The organism is Nonomuraea sp. WAC 01424 (assembly GCF_003947315.1).
GTDB classification, from domain to species: domain Bacteria; phylum Actinomycetota; class Actinomycetes; order Streptosporangiales; family Streptosporangiaceae; genus Nonomuraea; species Nonomuraea spiralis.
Genome location: NZ_QHHZ01000011.1, coordinates 150,856 through 166,532 on the forward strand (window position 1 = coordinate 150,856; position 15,677 = coordinate 166,532).

General features: G+C 73.4%; 11 protein-coding genes. 5 read left to right on the forward strand and 6 right to left on the reverse strand.

Translation table 11 applies throughout. The annotated features are described in order from the left end of the window. Positions 1-123: 123 nt before the first annotated feature. A complete protein-coding gene (locus DMB42_RS29190; protein ID WP_125638425.1) occupies positions 124-723 on the reverse strand; it encodes a hypothetical protein in 600 nt (199 codons plus the stop codon). 677 nt (positions 724-1,400) lie between these two features. Continuing rightward, complete coding sequence (locus DMB42_RS29195; RefSeq protein WP_125638427.1) at positions 1,401-2,306, reverse strand: polysaccharide deacetylase; 906 nt, start codon at positions 2,304-2,306, stop codon at positions 1,401-1,403. A 61-nt stretch (positions 2,307-2,367) separates the two neighbouring features. Between DMB42_RS29195 and DMB42_RS29200 the strand changes: the two genes are divergently transcribed. From DMB42_RS29200 to DMB42_RS29210, 3 genes are all read left to right on the forward strand, one after another. Further along, the gene (locus DMB42_RS29200; RefSeq protein WP_125638429.1) at positions 2,368-2,925 is read left to right on the forward strand and encodes a TIGR00730 family Rossman fold protein; all 558 of its coding nucleotides are present in this window, start codon (positions 2,368-2,370) and stop codon (positions 2,923-2,925) included. A gap of 31 nt (positions 2,926-2,956) precedes the next feature. Continuing rightward, positions 2,957-6,079 carry an AfsR/SARP family transcriptional regulator gene (locus DMB42_RS29205; protein WP_125638431.1) on the forward strand — a complete coding sequence of 1,041 codons (3,123 nt, stop codon included), beginning with the start codon at positions 2,957-2,959 and terminating at the stop codon, positions 6,077-6,079. A gap of 75 nt (positions 6,080-6,154) precedes the next feature. Continuing rightward, positions 6,155-8,206, forward strand: coding sequence for a SpoIIE family protein phosphatase (locus tag DMB42_RS29210; RefSeq protein WP_125638433.1), 2,052 nt, complete (start codon positions 6,155-6,157; stop codon positions 8,204-8,206). 22 nt (positions 8,207-8,228) lie between these two features. On the opposite strand, the gene DMB42_RS29215 is transcribed toward DMB42_RS29210, so the two are convergent. Then, a complete protein-coding gene (locus DMB42_RS29215) occupies positions 8,229-10,904 on the reverse strand; it encodes a M48 family metalloprotease (protein WP_125638435.1) in 2,676 nt (891 codons plus the stop codon). A 1-nt stretch (position 10,905) separates the two neighbouring features. Continuing rightward, on the reverse strand, positions 10,906-11,445 hold the full coding sequence (locus DMB42_RS29220; protein ID WP_125638437.1) for a hypothetical protein: 540 nt from the start codon (positions 11,443-11,445) through the stop codon (positions 10,906-10,908). Between the two features lie 177 nt (positions 11,446-11,622). Between DMB42_RS29220 and DMB42_RS29225 the strand changes: the two genes are divergently transcribed. Further along, positions 11,623-12,579 (forward strand): reductase, encoded by a 957-nt coding sequence (locus DMB42_RS29225; protein ID WP_125638439.1) that lies wholly within the window; start codon positions 11,623-11,625, stop codon positions 12,577-12,579. Positions 12,580-12,761: 182 nt separating this feature from the next. Then, positions 12,762-14,153 carry an MFS transporter gene (locus DMB42_RS29230; protein ID WP_125638441.1) on the forward strand — a complete coding sequence of 464 codons (1,392 nt, stop codon included), beginning with the start codon at positions 12,762-12,764 and terminating at the stop codon, positions 14,151-14,153. On the opposite strand, the gene DMB42_RS29235 is transcribed toward DMB42_RS29230, so the two are convergent. Next, complete coding sequence (locus tag DMB42_RS29235) at positions 14,104-14,874, reverse strand: ABC transporter ATP-binding protein (RefSeq protein ID WP_125638444.1); 771 nt, start codon at positions 14,872-14,874, stop codon at positions 14,104-14,106. The genes DMB42_RS29230 and DMB42_RS29235 overlap by 50 nt on opposite strands. Next, positions 14,871-15,671, reverse strand: a complete 801-nt coding sequence (locus tag DMB42_RS29240) for an ABC transporter permease (protein ID WP_125638447.1) — start codon at positions 15,669-15,671, stop codon at positions 14,871-14,873. The genes DMB42_RS29235 and DMB42_RS29240 overlap by 4 nt, the downstream gene beginning before the upstream one ends. Between the last annotated feature and the right edge of the window lie 6 nt (positions 15,672-15,677).

Genomic DNA, 15,677 nt, shown 5'->3' on the forward strand with positions numbered 1-15,677 from the left:
CATGTGCCGTCGATCCCGTTGAGACTCGGTGCGAAGACGGTCATGACCGCGAACGGCTTGTCAGGCGGCCGCCGGGTGCAGAAGGACGGACTTCCTCGTGCTGCTGCCTCATGCTGCTGCCGGTCAGGAGGCGAGGAAGTCGAAGTGAAAACCGATGAGGAACAGCGCCAGCGCAATCCAGCGCAGCGCATGAGCAGGACGTGCACGATCAAGAAGGGTGGCGAGGGTGTCGAACACGCCCATCGCCAGAAATACGAAGAGAAGGGCGGGTATCGCCAGGGTGCCCAGGAGGAAGGCACCGATCCAGATGCCGAGTCCGCGTTTGAAGGACCAGTGATCCCTGCTCGTGATTCGGTGGACAAGCACAGCCATGGCCGCCACGACAGTCCACAGAAGAAGAGCTGACGCTGCCGTCCAGCGGGGGAGGAATGGATCAGTGGAGGTAAGGCTGAGCACCAGCATGTAGCTGACGAAGACCACCCAGGCCAAGGCTGCGGTAGCCATGACTACGGTGCCCAGGATGGGGCTTCGCCAAGAATGATGCTCGAAGACGCGTCGGCGAGCCCGTCGCCCCACGGCTCGCAATGATTCGGGTCCGATCAGGTCGAGCACGACGGTCAGGGCGGCGAAGAACTGGAGTGCTTTACCGGCGCGCCCCCAGATGTACAGGGGGTGTCCCCACAGAGTGGCGCCGACGAGTTGATGGCCATGGAGCCAGCGCATCCACAGCTCCCAAAGATCCCCCACGTGCGCATCATGTTGGTTGTGTGACGTGGCGTCGAGTGGGACGGAGAATCAGCCACATATGGAAGGGATGCGTAAAAGGCGACTTTGTCAGAGACGCTCTCAGCGCTTCACTGGAAGGAGGGGGAGCCCCGCCACTGCTCTGCGGGCGGGCATGACATGGCGCGGCAATGCCGGCTTGGTCGACTCACCACCGACGCGGATGCCTTCCACGTCAAGGCCGACCTGAAGTCCTGACGGACGGAAAGGCTCCTCCCATGATCAGTACACCTCCAGATCACTGGGCCGACGTCCATCTGTCCTACCACCAGATCCAGCTCCGAGACCCCGACGAGGGCGGACCGGTGCCGGTAGAAGGCCACGGCAACGGGCTGATCGTGATGGATGACGAACCCGACGGCGCGACGATCTTCACCGGCATCGCGATCGGCGTCGTCGACGTTGAGGTGCAGCTGACGAATGAGCCTCCGGGTATCGATCTGGACAACTGGGAGGAGATCGTCGAGGTCTCCATCGAATCCACTTCAGGATCACTGATCGTGTGCGGGCTCGATGGGGATCTCCCCGACCTGCCGGACCTCACCCACCACGGCGAAGGCTTCTACCGGCTACGGGTGCACGCTCGCGGAAGAGACACCGACCCGGACGGGGACGGCTCACCGCACGTCGGCCGGGCGTTCCCCGCCGCCGAAGGGGTAGCGGGCGCGGAAGTCGCTCTCGGCCTCGGCCATCGACATGAACGTGACGCCCCTGTGCCCGCGCATGTACGCGATGAGCCGTTCCAGCATCAGCAGCACCTGGGGACGCCCGCTGACGTCGGGATGCAGCGTGATCGGGAAGACCGCGTAGTCCAGCTCGCGGTAGACCCAGTCGAACTGGTCGCGCCACTGCTGTCCGAGGTCGCGCGGGCTGACGAAGCCGTGGCTGTTCGGCGAGCTCTTGATGAACATCATCGGCGGCAGGTCGTCCAGGTACCAGCTCGCGGCGAACTCCACCAGGTCCACCTCCTCGGCGTGCACCAGCGGCTTCATCCAGGTCGAGGCGTCCTGCTCGTAGTCGATGCGGGTCCACTGCTCGCCCTTGCGGGCGTAGAAGGGCAGGAAGTCGCGGTAGGACTGCGAGTGGTCGTAGCTGAAGCCGTAGCGCAGCAGCAGCTCGATGGTCCGGGCGGACATCTCCCACCACGGCGCGACGTAGCCGCGCGGCCGTACGCCGAGGACCCGGTCCAGCACCTCCAGGCTGTGGGCCAGGACGTCCTCCTCCTGCTGGGCCGACATCGAGACGGGATTCTCGTGCATGTAGCCGTGCGCGCCGACGTCGTGCCCGGCCTCGACGATCATCCGCATCTGGTCGGGGAACGACTCCGCGGAATGTCCGGGCACGAACCAGCTCGTCCTGATCCCCTCGCGGGCGAACAGGCGCAGCAACCTCGGGGTCCCGACCTCGGCGGCGAACACGCCCCGCTGGATGTCGTTGGGCGAGTCCTGGCCGCCGTACGAGCCGATCCAGCCCGCCACGGCGTCCACGTCCACACCCAGGCACACGTTGATGGCTTTCTCCATGGCCCGGCACGTACCCCCAGCGTGCGGGCCGTCACAGGTCCGGCTCGCCTACAGTGGCGGCGTGAACATCTGCGTCTTCTGCTCCGCCGCCGACCTCGACGACCGATACACCCGCCCGGCCCGCGAGTTCGCCGGGCTCATCGGCAAGGGCGGCCACACCCTGGTGTGGGGCGGCTCCGACTCCGGGCTGATGAAGGTCATGGCCGACGGCGTCCAGGAGGCCGGCGGCCGGCTGGTCGGCGTATCGGTCGAGTTCCTGGCACACAAGGCCAGGCCCGGCGCCGACGAGATGGTGATCACCCGTGACCTGGCCGAGCGCAAGGCCCAGCTCCTGGCCCGCGCGGACGGCTTCGTGATCACGGTCGGCGGCAGCGGCACTCTCGACGAGGCCACCGAGATCCTGGAGCTGCGCAAGCACGGCCTGCACACCAAGCCTGTCGTGCTGCTGAACACCGCCGGCTTCTACGACGGGCTGAAGCAGCAGTTCCAGCGTATGGAGGCGGAGGGATTCCTGCCGCTGCCCCTCACCGAGCTGGTGTTCTTCGCCGAGGAGGGCGTCGGGGCCATCGCGTACCTGGAGGAGCAGTCGGGCCTGGTGCCCCCTGTCGTCCAGGGCTGACGGCGGGGGCCGGGCCGGTAGGGTGGGTGCCATGGGGGCCGGCGACGTCGAGATCCGGATCCTGGGGCCGATCGAGGCCGTCGCCGGGGCGCGATCCGTACGATTAGGCGGCCCCCGCAGCCAGGCGGTGCTCGCGCTGCTGGCCGAGGCCCACGGCCGGGTGGTCTCCATCGACCGGCTGACCTCCCTGTGGGGGCACGACCCGCCCGCGTCCGTACGCAACCAGGTGATGATCGCCGTGAACGGTCTGCGCCGCGGCCTGCGGGACGCCGGCGCCGACCCCGGCGTCATCGAGACCGTGGGCTCGGGCTACCGGCTGAACGGCGGCCTGGTCGACGCGCGCCTGGCCGAGGAGAGCGTCGAGCTCGGCCGCCGGGCCGCGGCCGAGGGGCGCGCGGAGGAGGCCGGCGAGCTGTACGGCCGGGCGCTCGGCCTGTGGCGCGGCCCGGTCCTGGCCGGGCTCGACGCGCCGGACGTACGGGCCGTCGCGAGCCGCCTGGAGGAGCTGCGGCTGACCGTGCTCGAGGAGCGGGCCGAGCTGGAGCTGACGCTCGGCCGCCACCACGGGCTCGCCGCGGAGCTGCCGGCGCCCGTCGCCGAGCACCCGCTGCGCGAACGGCTGCGCGGGCAGCTCATGCTCGCCCTCTACCGCTGCGGACGCCGGGCCGAGGCGCTGCGGGTCTACCAGGACGGCAAGAGACTGCTGGCCGACGAACTCGGCCTCGACCCGGGCCCGGCGCTGCGCCGGCTCGAAGCCGACATCCTGGCCGACGCGCCCGCCATCGCGGCCCCCGGCGACGAGCCGGAGCCCCGTCCCGTCCCCGCCGAGCTGCCCCCCGACGTACGCGGCTTCACGGGCCGCGAACACGCTCTGGCCTGGCTGCACGACCTCGCCCCGCCCGCCGGTACGCAGGACGAGGGGGCCTCGGAGGTCAGGGTGGTGGCCGTCACCGGGGCGGCCGGGGTGGGCAAGAGCGCGCTCGCCGTACGCGCCGGGCACCGGCTGGCCGCCCGGTTCCCTGACGGGCAGCTCCACCTCGACCTGCGTGGCCACGCGGCCCAGCCGCCCGTGACGCCTTCGGCCGCGCTCGCCCGCCTGCTGGCCTCGCTGGGCGTGCGCCCCGAGCACATCCCGGCCGAGCAGGAGGCCGCCGCCGCCCTGTACCGCTCGCGCCTGTCCGGCCGGCGCGTGCTCGTCGTGCTCGACGACGCCCACACCGCCGACCAGGTGCGGCCCCTCCTCCCGGCGGCCTCCGGCTGCCTCGTGCTGGTCACCAGCCGCGACACCCTCACCGGGCTGGTCTCCTCACACGGCGCCCGGCTGCTGCCGCTCGGCGTCCTGGACGAGGCCGCCGGCCTCGACCTGCTGGGCTCGATCGCCGGGCACGACCGCGTGGCCGCCGAGCCCGCCCACGCCGCCGAGCTGATCCGCCTGTGCGCCCGCCTGCCGCTCGCCCTGCGCGTGGCGGCGGCGACCCTGGCCGCGCGCCCGCGCTGGTCCCTGGCCGAGTACGCGCGGGCCGTCGCCCTGGACGGGTTCGACGCCCTGCGCATCGACGGCGACCTGGCCGTGCGCTCGGCGCTCAGCCTGTCCTACGCCCGCCAGCCGCCCCCGGCGCGGCGCCTGTTCCGCCTGCTCGGCCTCCTGCCCGGCCAGGACGTCACCGCCGAGGCCGCCGCCGCGCTGGCCGGCGTCGAAACCGCCGAGGCCCGCCGGCTGCTCGACCGGCTCGCCGCCGCGAACCTGCTGGAGGAGCGCCGGGCACGCCGCTACACCTTCCACGACCTGCTGCGCCTGCTCGCCAAGGAACTGGCCGAACGGCAGGAGGAGCCCGCGGCCCGGCGGCAGGCCCTCGACCGCCTGACCCACTGGTACGCCACCTCCGCGGCCCGCGCCGCCGCGCTCGCCCACCCGTTCATCACCCGGCTGCCCCACGGCCCGGCGTACGAGCCGGCCCTCACCCCGGACGACCGGGCCGGCGCCGCGGCCTGGCTGCGGGACGAGCAGGCCAACCTGATCGCCACCGCCGTCCACGCCGCCGCGTACGGCCCCCGCCGCCACGCCTGGTCGCTGGCCGACTCCCTGCGCGGCCACTTCGTCCTCCACCCCGCCGTCGCCGACTGCTTCGTGACCGGCGAGGCGGCCCTTCGCGCCGCGTCCGCGGAACAGGACGAAGAGGGCCTGGCCGTCGCCCACCTCACCCTCGCGACCGCCCACCACCTGCGCTTCGACCTGGCCGAGGCCCGCACCGGCTACGTCGGGGCGGCCCGCCACTGCGAACGGGCCGGCTGGGCGCGCGGAGCCGCGGCGGCGCACAACAACGCCGCGGCGACCTGCCACGACCTGGGCGAGCTGCACCGCTCCATCGAGCACTTCCAGGTGGCGCTGAGCCTCAGCCGCGACGGCGGCGACCGGCAGGGCGAGGCCAAGGCGCTGGCCAACATGGGTGTCGTCGAGATCGAGCTCGGCGCCCTGGAGGCGGCCGAGGAACGGCTGCGGCGCGCGGTGGAGCTGCGGGAGAGCATGGGGGAGGCCCAGATCAGCGTCCCGCTCGGCGGGCTCGCCACCGTCCACCGGCTGCGGGGACGGCTGGCCGAGGCGGCGGAACTGGCCTGCGAGGCGCTGCGCTCCGACCGGGCCGCCGGCTCGCGGGCCGGGGAGTCGCGCAGCCTGACCGTCCTGGCCGAGGTGCGGCGCGACGAAGGGCTCCTGGATCAGGCCCTGGACGACGCGACGCGGGCGCGGCGGCTGGCCCGCGAGACCCATCACACCTACGCCTGGTGCGGCGCGGCCAACACGATCGGCACGATCCACCTGCTGGGCGGGGACGGCCGGCTGTCCCTGCTCGCCCACCAGGAGGCCCTGGACCACGCCGACAGCGCGGGCATCCAGTTCATGCGCGCCCGCGCCCTGATCGGCCTCGGCCGCGCCCGCCTCGGCCTGGGCGACCTCGACCGGGCCCTGAACGCCGCCGGACGGGCCCTGGAGATGGTGTGCTCCAGCGACTTCCGGCTCCTGCACGGTCCGGCGTTGTCGCTGCTGAGCGAGATCCACCTGCTCCAGGGGCGACGCTCCCTGGCCGCCGACTACGACCGGCAGGTCCGGCTGGTCTCCTGCTCGCCGGTCGCCCGGTGGCGCCTGGCCGCCGTCTGAGCAGCGGAAACGGTTCGCGGTGGATGGTGCGCGGGTAGGGTGGTAAGGAGGCTGTGACCGTCGGGGGAGGTCACGATGGGGGCTGACGACGGGCCTGGAGGTAGCGGGCTGGCGTTCGAGGTGCTGGATCCGGCGCCGGTCGGCGTGGCGGTCGCGCGCGGCCCCGATCACCTGCTGGTCTACACCAACGCCGTGTACCGGTCGCTGTTCGCCGACGAGCGTACCGGGATGCCGGTGGAGGAGGCGTTCGCGGAGTTCGTCCAGGTGCACTTCCGCGAGCAGTTCGACCGGGTCTACGCCACCGGCGAGCCGTTCGTCAGCACGGCGGAGCCGGAGTGCGTCGTCGGCGGGCAGGACAGCTCCGAGGAACGGTTCTTCACCTCCAGCCTGTCGCGGGTCGTCTTCGGGCCGGGCGACTACGGCGTGCTGGAAGTGGTGATCGAGGTGACCGAACAGGTCACCGCGGCGCGCCGGATCGAGGCCATCGCCGAGGAACGCCGCCGCATCCTGCGCCGCTACGAGAGCCTGATGCAGGTCAGCGCGCAGATCATCTGGGTGACCACCCGCGACGGCTACGTGCACGAGCCGAGCCCGAGCTGGGCGCGGATCACCGGGCAGCCGTGGGAGGAGTACCGCGGCGAGGGCTGGCTGCAGATGGTCCACCCCGAGGACCGGCCGGCGACGGTGAGGTCGTGGTCCCGGGCGGTCAGCAGGGCCACCGACGCCTGGGACCACGTCTACCGGCTGCACACCGCCGACGGCTCCTACCGGCACTTCCATCTTCGTGCCGTGCCCGTCTGCGAGAGCGGCCGGGTCCTGGAATGGGTGGGATCGTGCACCGACATCGAGGAGGAGTGGCAGGAGCAGCGGCGGCAGCGCCTGCTCGACAGCGCCGCCGCCGCCACGGCGCAGCTCTCCAGCCTGGAGGAGATGCTCGGCGCGCTGTCGGACGTCATCGTGCCCGAACTCGCCGACGGCTGCGGCGTCTACCTCATCACCGACCTGACCGGCGAGCGGCACGGCGCCGCGCCGTTCATCGTCGAGCGGCTGGCCACCGCCGTTCGCCGCGGCCTGGTGCCCTTGGCGCCGTACAGCGAGGAGCAGCTCGACGAGGGCAACGCCTTCGTGATGGCCGTACGCCGGCGGCGGCCCCTGCTGCAGACGTTCCCCGCCGGGTCGCCGCCGCCCGACCTGGCGCCGTCGGGCACACGTGCGTGGCTGACGGCCAACGGCGCCAACAGCATGCTGATCCTGCCTGTCGTGGTGGACGGGGCGGTCCCGGCCGTGGTGGGGGTGGTGTCGTGCGGGGATCGTCCCGCGATCAACCGGGCCGACATCACGCTGCTGGGCAACATGTTCGGCCACGCCCACGACGCCCTGAGCCGGGCCATCCGCTTCCAGCGCACCCAGCAGGTCGCGCTGGCCCTGCAGTACAGCCTGCTCGTCGAGCCGCCGCGCGTGCCGGGCCTGCGGATCGTGGCCCGGTACCAGGCCAGCCCGAGCGCGGCGGAGGTGGGCGGCGACTGGTACGACTCCTTCGTCCTGCCCGACGGCGTCCCCGTCATGGTCATCGGGGACGTGTCCGGGCACGATCTGTCGGCGGCCGTCCTGATGAGCCAGTTGCGCAACATGTTGCGGGCGCTGGCGATGGACCGCTGCGAGCCGCCGGGCGAGATCCTGACCCGGCTCAACGTCGCGATGGAGTCGTTGTCCTCCGACGACGTCACGGCCACGTGCGTGTTCGGCCGCGTGGAGGAGTGGAACGGCGGCCACCGGCTGCGGTACGCGGTGGCCGGCCATCCGCCGCCCCTGCTGGTCACCGCCCAGGGCCACGGACGTTTCCTGGAGGGCGCCGTCAGCCCGCTGCTCGGCCTCCCGGACGACGGGACCCGCGCCTCCGAGGCCGTGCCGCTGCCGCCGGGCAGCACGCTGCTGCTCTACACCGACGGCCTGGTCGAACGGTCGGGCGAGCACCTCGACCTCGGCCTCGGCCGCCTGCGCCGGGTCGCGGAGTCGCTGGCCGCCGAGCCGGTGGACACCTTCTGCGACCACCTGCTCAGCGCACTCCCCTTCACGGGCTTGGACGACATCGCCGTCATGGCCCTGCGCCTCCCGCCCGCCCCCTGAACCCGTCCCGCCGGGCACGTACTCAGCCGGTGGGCGGCCCGTTCGTGACGACGCACAGGTGGCGCAGTGCGTCGTGGGCCCGGTACGCCCGCCCGGAGTCCCCGGCCAGCAGCGCGGCGGCGGTCTCGCGGCCCATGGCCTGAAGAGCCGGTTCGCGCACCGCCATGGCGTACCCGGCGCTCCTGGCCATGCCGGCGAATACGCCGGACTGGTCGAAGGTGTCGGCGAACCCGAGCCCGGACACGACCGCCCCGGCCGCCGAGCAGGCGCGTACGGCCGGCAACGGCCCTCGCGGAGCCGCCTGGAGCTCGCGCTCCACGACCGCCCGGTCGACCGGCACCGACCCGCCGTCACTGGAGGCGAGCGCGGAGACGGACAGGTAGCCGAACAGGAGCATCCCGAGGACGGTGGGAACCAGCGAGAGCACGGCACTCAAGGGCCGGCCGACCGCGCCGTCCCACGGCCGCGCCCCCCACGGGCGGGGACCGGCGCCCGACAGCGCCTGCGCGCCGCCGCGCAGGGCGCTGCCCAGCCAGGCGGCGGCGGTGCCCGCGACGATCAGTACGGCGAACCCGACCGTGAAGATCGGCCCGCTGCGCGACAGGTCGAGGAATTCCGGCAGACGGGACAGGCAGGACCACATCCCCTCCGCCCCGCACGCCGCCGCCGACAGATGCGCGAAGACCAGCGGCACGATGCCGAAGACGGCCAGCAACATGAGCACCCCCGCGCCCGCCAGGGCCGGCGCGGTGCCGCCGCGCCCTCCGGCGACCAGGCCGAAGCAGAACGCCCCGGCCAGCGCCACGACCATCCCCACGACGAGGAGCGGGGCGAAGACACCGGCCAGGGTCCCCGCCGGGACGGCCCCGGTGAGCGGCACGCCGCCGAAGGTCGAGCGCAGCCAGCTGTAGAAGGGGATCATCACCCCGGCGTACACCAGGACGATCGCCAGCGCGGTGACGTTGACGGCCGGCAGCGGCAGGCGCGGTGCCGCCAGACGGCTCGGCGGCGCGTCGCGCCAGACGGCCGCGTGGGGCCTGGGCGGCAGGGCGCGGCGGACCGCCCAGCCGGCCGGCGCGGCGGCGCAGGCCAGCAGCACGCAGAGCTGCAACGTCGGATTGAACGCGGTGCTGAACAGGCCGAACCAGAGCAACCCCCAGTTGGTCGCGCTGCCGGTCATCCACGTGATGATGTCGAACCACAGGCTCAGCCACGCCCCGAAGATCAACGCCGACAACGCCGCCCCGGCCAGCGCCGCCGTACGGACCCGCCGGGCGAGCGGCAGCCACACGGACGCGCACAACAACGCCCACCTGAGCATGAGCTGGAACAGCACGGCGAGCAGCACGGCCAGCGCGGCGGCGATCACGGGGTTCCCGGCGAGGACCGTGGCCCACGAGCCGTCGGCGGTCACCAGCGGCGGCGCGACGAGCTGTCCGGTCACCACCCCGGCCGACAGTGCCAGCGCGGCGAGCAGCGTGGACGGCGGGCGGGTGTGGGTGGCCTGCGCGAGCAGCCCGGCCCGCCACACGGTGCCCGCGACCGCCCCGGTGGCCAGCGCCCCGAACAACACCCCCACGGCCAGGCGCTCCGGGGTGAACAGGGTGGCCGTGGTGTCCGGGAGGATCATCGTCACGAGGTTGACGCACGGTGAGTAGCCGAGCCCGAGCAGCATGCCGGCGGCCGCCGACTCCACCACGCCGATCCGGAAGAGCCGGGGCGCGCCGCGCAGGACGCCCGCCCGCTCCTCCTCGCCCGGATGGAACGACAACGGCCCCCGGTGCCACCGGCGCCGCCCGCCCTGCGGCCGCCGGGGACGCAGCGCGTCCAGGAGCGCACGCTCGCCGTCCGGCGTGGAGCCGGCGCGCAGGTCGGCGTAGTACTCCCTGGTCCTCAGCACCGAGGTACGGGCGAGCCACAGGAGAGCCAGCACGACGGCCAGCCGCCACGGCAGGAGGGGCAGCAGCGCGGGCGTGACGGCCGAGACCAGCAGCAGCGGCAGGGCGACGACCAGCAGGTACGACCACCAGATCGCGAACGCGAACGTGGTCAGGCCGACGTCCTTGTTGCGCAGGTGGGCCAGCTCATGGGCGAGTACGGCGTCGAGCGGCCCCGGATCGGTGTCGGCCCCGCGCAGCAGCCCGAGGTCGAGGATGATCCGGAACCGGGGACGGCGGCCGAACGCGCGTCCGCCCGCGCTCGCCCGCAGCGTCGCGACGTACACCTCGGTCCCCGAGGCGAGGGCCCGTACGGTGTCCTCGACGCGCCGCACCACGGCGGCCATGCCCTCGTCCACCGCGAGCTGGGCCAGCGGGCGCGGACGGGAGAGCATGACCAGGCGCGGGTGGAGCAGGTGGATGACGACGGCCACGGCGAGCAGCACGACCACCATGCCGACCAGCGCGACCCCGGTCCGCACCGACCCCCTCTGGACGCAGTCGACGTAGGAGGACACGAGCTCGCGGTCGGGCACCCGTCCCGCGCCGGACCGCGCGGCCAGGGCACAGGCGCCGGAGACGGTGTCCGGCCTGCCGGTGACGTACGGGTCGAGCAGCGTCAGGTACAGGTGGATCGAGCTGGTGACCGCGACCACGATCAGCAGCAGGAAGCGGGCCGTGGTCGCCGCCGGCAACGCGAACGGGTCCAGCCTCGGCGGGGGCGGGGCCGCGTACTGGAACGGTCCGACGGGGGCGCGCACGTCAGGGCCGGGGGTCGATGAGGGCCGCGGCGAGCAGGGTGCCCACCCGCTGAGCGGCCTCCTCGGGCAGGCCCGCCGCGCGGACGATGTCGGCCGCCTGACGGCCGATGGCCGCGGCGTCGACCGCGCTGACCCTGGGCAGCGGCGTACGCTCGGCCTGCGGGGCGACGGAGGAGGTCAGCGCCCTGCGGCGGCGCCGGTCCCGCCATCCGGCACGCAGCCGGTCGACCCGTTCGGTGGCCATGCCGGTCAGCACCTCGCAGGCCACGCCGTTGAGCAGGGTCAGGACCACGCCGAGGACGAGCTGCATCCCCTCGCCCGTGGCGAAGCCGGTGGGCTGGTCGCGTTCGCGGCCCCGGAGGGTGGCGCGGACCGCGCGCCGCCGGGCGGCCGGGTTGCCGAAGAAGTCGGCGCAGGCCAGCGGCAGGAATCGCACGTCCTCGGGGGCCACGTCGAGCAGGATCGTCCGGGCGGCCTCTTCGATGGTCGGCGCCGTGCCGAGAGGGCCGCCGGAGGGTGCTGGGGAGGCTGATTCGGGCATGGCTCCTCGCCTGACTTGAGCTGGATCCCCGAAACATCCCTATGAGAGCACATCTGCCGGTCCGTCGTCACGTGACTGCGGAATGCGAGCGACCTCTTTCGCGGCGGCCCTTCGGGAGGTTTTGCGCTGGGAGTGAAGGGGGGAGCCCGGCAGGGGCGGGTGGGCCAGGATGAGGGGATGCGGACACTTGTTCTGGGTGGCACGAAGTTCTTGTCCAGGGAGATCGCGCGTCAGGCCCGCGACCGCGGGCACGAGGTGGTGTGCGCGGCGCGCGGGCTCGCCGGGGACCCGCCGCCCGATGTCGAGTTCGTCCGGGTCGACCGGAGCGAGGACGGCTGGCTCGCGCCCCTGGAAGGATCGTTCGACCTGGTCGTCGACGTCGCCAGGCATCCGAGCGTGGTCCGGCGGGCGGTCGAGGAGCTGGCGGGGCGCGTGGGCCACTGGGCGTTCGTCTCCACGTGCAGCGTCTACGCCGACTTCGGCGAGGTCAACCAGAAGCTGCACGACCCGCTGCCGGCCGATGCCGACGAGAACGACCCGGAGAACTACGGGCCGGCCAAGGTGGCCTGCGAGCAGATCGTCGGCGACGGCGCGCTGCTGGTGCGGGCCGGGCTGATCGTCGGCCCCGAGGACCAGTCCGACCGGTTCACCTACTGGGTCGAGCGGCTGGCGCGCGGCGGGCCCGTGCTGGCTCCGGGCTCGCCCGCCGACTCCGTCCAGCTCGTCGACGTACGCGATCTGGCCGCCTGGACGCTCGACGCGGGACAGGCCGGGCTGGCCGGACCGTACGACGCGATCTCCATGCCCTTCGGCAGGGGCGAGCTGCTGGCGGGCATCGCCGAGGGCCTGGGGGTGGAGCCGGAGCTGGTCTGGGCCGATCAGGAGTTCCTGACCGAGCACAAGGTCGAGCCGTGGATGGGTCCGCGTTCGCTGCCGATGTGGTTGCCGCTGCCGGAATACGCCGGGTTCCTGGTCCGGGACACCTCCGCCACGCTGGCCGCCGGCCTGCGCATCCGCCCGGGCGCCGAGACCGCCCGCGACACGCTCACCTGGCTGCGCGACTCCGGCCACACGGTGAGCCGGTCCGGCCTCACGCCGGACGAGGAGGCCGAGCTGCTCCGCCTGCTCACCTGATCCCCGCCCGAGCCCCGGGGCCGTCGACCGGGCGCTGTTAAGGTGTTGAACGTGCCTAAAACGGACAAGGTGCGCCGTCGCTGAGAGCGGCGGCGCAAACCCCCGGTTCTCGCTGCCGCTCCTGACCTCTGGCCAGGGGCGCCGTCGTGGCGCTCGGAATCCTCTTGTCCCGGAGCGCACCCTTGTTCATCCTGTCCACCCGCCAACGCCGGCGGGTGCTCGCCGCCGAGCTCGTCTCCACCGCGGTGTTCCCGCTCGCCATCACCGGCGCTACGGCGGTCGTCCCGGAGGTGACCGCCCGGCTTCCCGGCCCGGACGCCCTCGGGCCGTGGGTCGTCCTCGCCTACAATGGGCTCTTCGCCGCCGCCCTCCTGCTGGCGGGCGCGACCGCTGACCGCACCGCCCGTACCGGGTTCTTCGCCGTGGGCAACGGCCTGGTCGCGGTCACCGGCGTGTTGTCGGCGTTCGCCCCTGACCTGCCGTCCCTGGTGGCGCTGCGGGTGCTCGCGGGCGTCGGCGCGGCCATGTGCGCCGCCGGCGGGTCGTCGATGATCCTCGCCGTCTACCCGCCGGAGGAACGGCGCCGCGTGTACGGCTACTCCGGCGCCGTACTGGGCGGCAGCCTGGCGCTGGGACCGGTCGTCGCCCAGGCTCTCATGGCCGTCGGAGGCTGGTCCCTGGTCTTCCTCGCGCCCGCGGCCGTCGCCGCCCTCGCGGCCCTGGCCACGTCCGGACTGCCGGGCCTGCGCGCCCCCGGGACGCCCGGCCGCTTCGACCTGGCCGGCGCCGTCCTGTTCGGGGTGACCGTCGCCGCCGCGGTGACCGCGCTCGGGCTGGGCCTCGGGGGCGGCGTCCCGTGGTGGGGGCCGGGCGGGCTGATCGCCGTGGCGGTCGCCGGCGCGGTCCTGCTGGTCCGCGTGGAACGGCGCGCCGCCGAGCCCGCCATCCCCGTGGACCTGCTGCGGATCCCCGCCTACCGGGCCTACGGGCTGGCCACGGGCGCCTTCATGGGGATGCTCGTCGTGGGGCTGACCGTGCTTCCGCAGCTCGGGGCCGTCCAGGGCATGGGCCCCGGCACGGCGGCGGTCATGCTCAGCCTGCTGACCGTGCCGTCCACGGTCCTGCCGCTGGTCGCCGCGCGGCTGGCCCGCCGGCTGGCGCGGGCGCAGGTGACCGTCGCCCTGTTCGCCTGCGCCGCCACCGCCGTCGTCCTGCAGCTCACCGAGCGGCCCGCCGCCCTGCTCGGGGCGGCCGCGGTCGTCGGTCTGTGCCTCGGCCTGACCGAAGGCGTCCCCGACGGGCAGGCTCTCGCGTACGTGCCCGCCCGGCGCGGCGGGGCGGGCGCGGCGCTGTTCAGCACGACGCGGATGAGCCTGGAGACGCTGGTCCTGGCCGCCGCCACCGGGGTGATGGCGGCCCTCGGACCCGCCGCGGGGCTGGCGGTCGCCGGGGCGACGTGCCTCGTCGCGGGCGTCGTCGTCAGTCGCGCCGTGCCCGGCGGCCGGACCACCCGGGGCCGCCCGGTCAGGCGGCGGACTCCTGGTGGTAGACCGCGTGCCACACCTCGTTCCTGATACGGGCGAACTCCGGCGACAGCCGGATCTCCTCCGTACGCGGGTAGGGCAGGTCCACCTCGACGACGCGGTGGATCCGGCCCGGCCGGGCGGCCATGACGACGACCTTGTTGGCGAGGTAGACCGCCTCGTCCACGTCGTGGGTGATGAACATGACCGTGCGCCGTTCCCTGCTCCAGGTGTCGAGGAGCTGGTCCTGCAACTGCACCCGGGTGAGCGCGTCGAGCGCGCCGAACGGCTCGTCCATGAGCAGCACCTGCGGGCCCACCGCGTACGCGCGGGCGATCGCGCAGCGCTGCTTCATCCCGCCCGACAACATCTTGGGCAGGGCGTCGGCGAAGTCCGTCAGGCCCACCAGGTCGATGGCGTGCTGGGCCCGCCGCCGGCGTTCGTCGGCGGGCAGGCCGGCCAGCTTGAGGCCGAACTCGACGTTCTTGCGCACGGTCAGCCACGGGAACAGCGCGTACTGCTGGAAAATCACGCCGCGTTCGGGGCCGGGCCCGGTCACCGGGACGCCGTCGAGCAGGATGCGCCCGCCGCCCGGCTCGGTCAGGCCCGCGGCCATGCTCATCAGCGTGCTCTTGCCGCAGCCCGACGGGCCGACGACCGTGACGAACTCGCGGTCGGCGATGTCCAGGTCGACCCGGTCGAGGGCGACGAACTCGGTGTCCTTGAGCGGGAACGTCTTGGAGACGGCCTCGAAGGAGATCTTGGGGGTCATCGGCGCTCCTGCCATCCGGTCAAACGGCGCTCGGCGAGCAGCAGCAGCCGGTCCATGACCAGGCCGAGCACGCCGATGCTGATCAGCCCGACGAAGATCGTGGGCAGGTCGTAGTAGAGCTGCGCCTGCTGCATGCGGTAGCCCAGCCCCTCCTGGGCGGCGATCAGCTCGGCGGCCACCAGCGTGCCCCACGCCGCGCCCAGCCCGATCCGCATGCCGACGATGATGAACGGCGTGGACGCCGGGACGATCACCTTCATGAAGATGGTCCGGTCGCCGGCGCCCAGCACCCTGGCCGCGTTGATCAGGGTCCGGTCGACGTCGAGGACGCCCTGGAAGGTGGAGACCACGCTCGACAGGAACGCCGCCAGGAAGATCACGAACACCTTCGGCGTCTCGCCGATGCCCATCAGCACGATGGCCAGCGGGATGATCGCCAGCGGCGGGATCGTCCGGAAGAACTGCACGTACGGCTCGATCAGCGCGCGGGCGGTGGCGTACCAGCCCATGAGGAAGCCGACCGGGACGGCCAGCGCGGTGCCGAGCGCGAAGCCGGTGAACACCCGGCGCAGGCTGGCCAGCAGGTCGGCGGGCAGGGTGCCGTCGGAGACGAGCGCGGCGGCGCGGGCCGCCACGTCGGCCGGGCTGGACAGGCCCTGGATGCCGGCCAGCGACAGCCCGCTCCAGGCGGCCAGGCCCGCCACGACGGCGGCCGCGTTGAGCACCAGCGCGCGGCGGGGGCGCGGCAGGCGCCGCCGGGGGGCCGGGGGAGGGTCGGTCACGGTCACGGCGGTCATGGTTCG

What these genes read in the sequence shown, in the direction of transcription:
- DMB42_RS29190 (WP_125638425.1), bottom strand. Translation starts at nt 723, where the DNA reads ATGCGCTGGCTCCATGGCCATCAACTCGTCGGCGCCACTCTGTGGGGA.
- DMB42_RS29195 (WP_125638427.1), bottom strand. Translation starts at nt 2,306, where the DNA reads ATGGAGAAAGCCATCAACGTGTGCCTGGGTGTGGACGTGGACGCCGTG.
- DMB42_RS29205 (WP_125638431.1), top strand. Translation starts at nt 2,957, where the DNA reads ATGGGGGCCGGCGACGTCGAGATCCGGATCCTGGGGCCGATCGAGGCC.
- DMB42_RS29210 (WP_125638433.1), top strand. Translation starts at nt 6,155, where the DNA reads ATGGGGGCTGACGACGGGCCTGGAGGTAGCGGGCTGGCGTTCGAGGTG.
- DMB42_RS29220 (WP_125638437.1), bottom strand. Translation starts at nt 11,445, where the DNA reads ATGCCCGAATCAGCCTCCCCAGCACCCTCCGGCGGCCCTCTCGGCACG.
- DMB42_RS29225 (WP_125638439.1), top strand. Translation starts at nt 11,623, where the DNA reads ATGCGGACACTTGTTCTGGGTGGCACGAAGTTCTTGTCCAGGGAGATC.
- DMB42_RS29235 (WP_125638444.1), bottom strand. Translation starts at nt 14,874, where the DNA reads ATGACCCCCAAGATCTCCTTCGAGGCCGTCTCCAAGACGTTCCCGCTC.
- DMB42_RS29240 (WP_125638447.1), bottom strand. Translation starts at nt 15,671, where the DNA reads ATGACCGCCGTGACCGTGACCGACCCTCCCCCGGCCCCCCGGCGGCGC.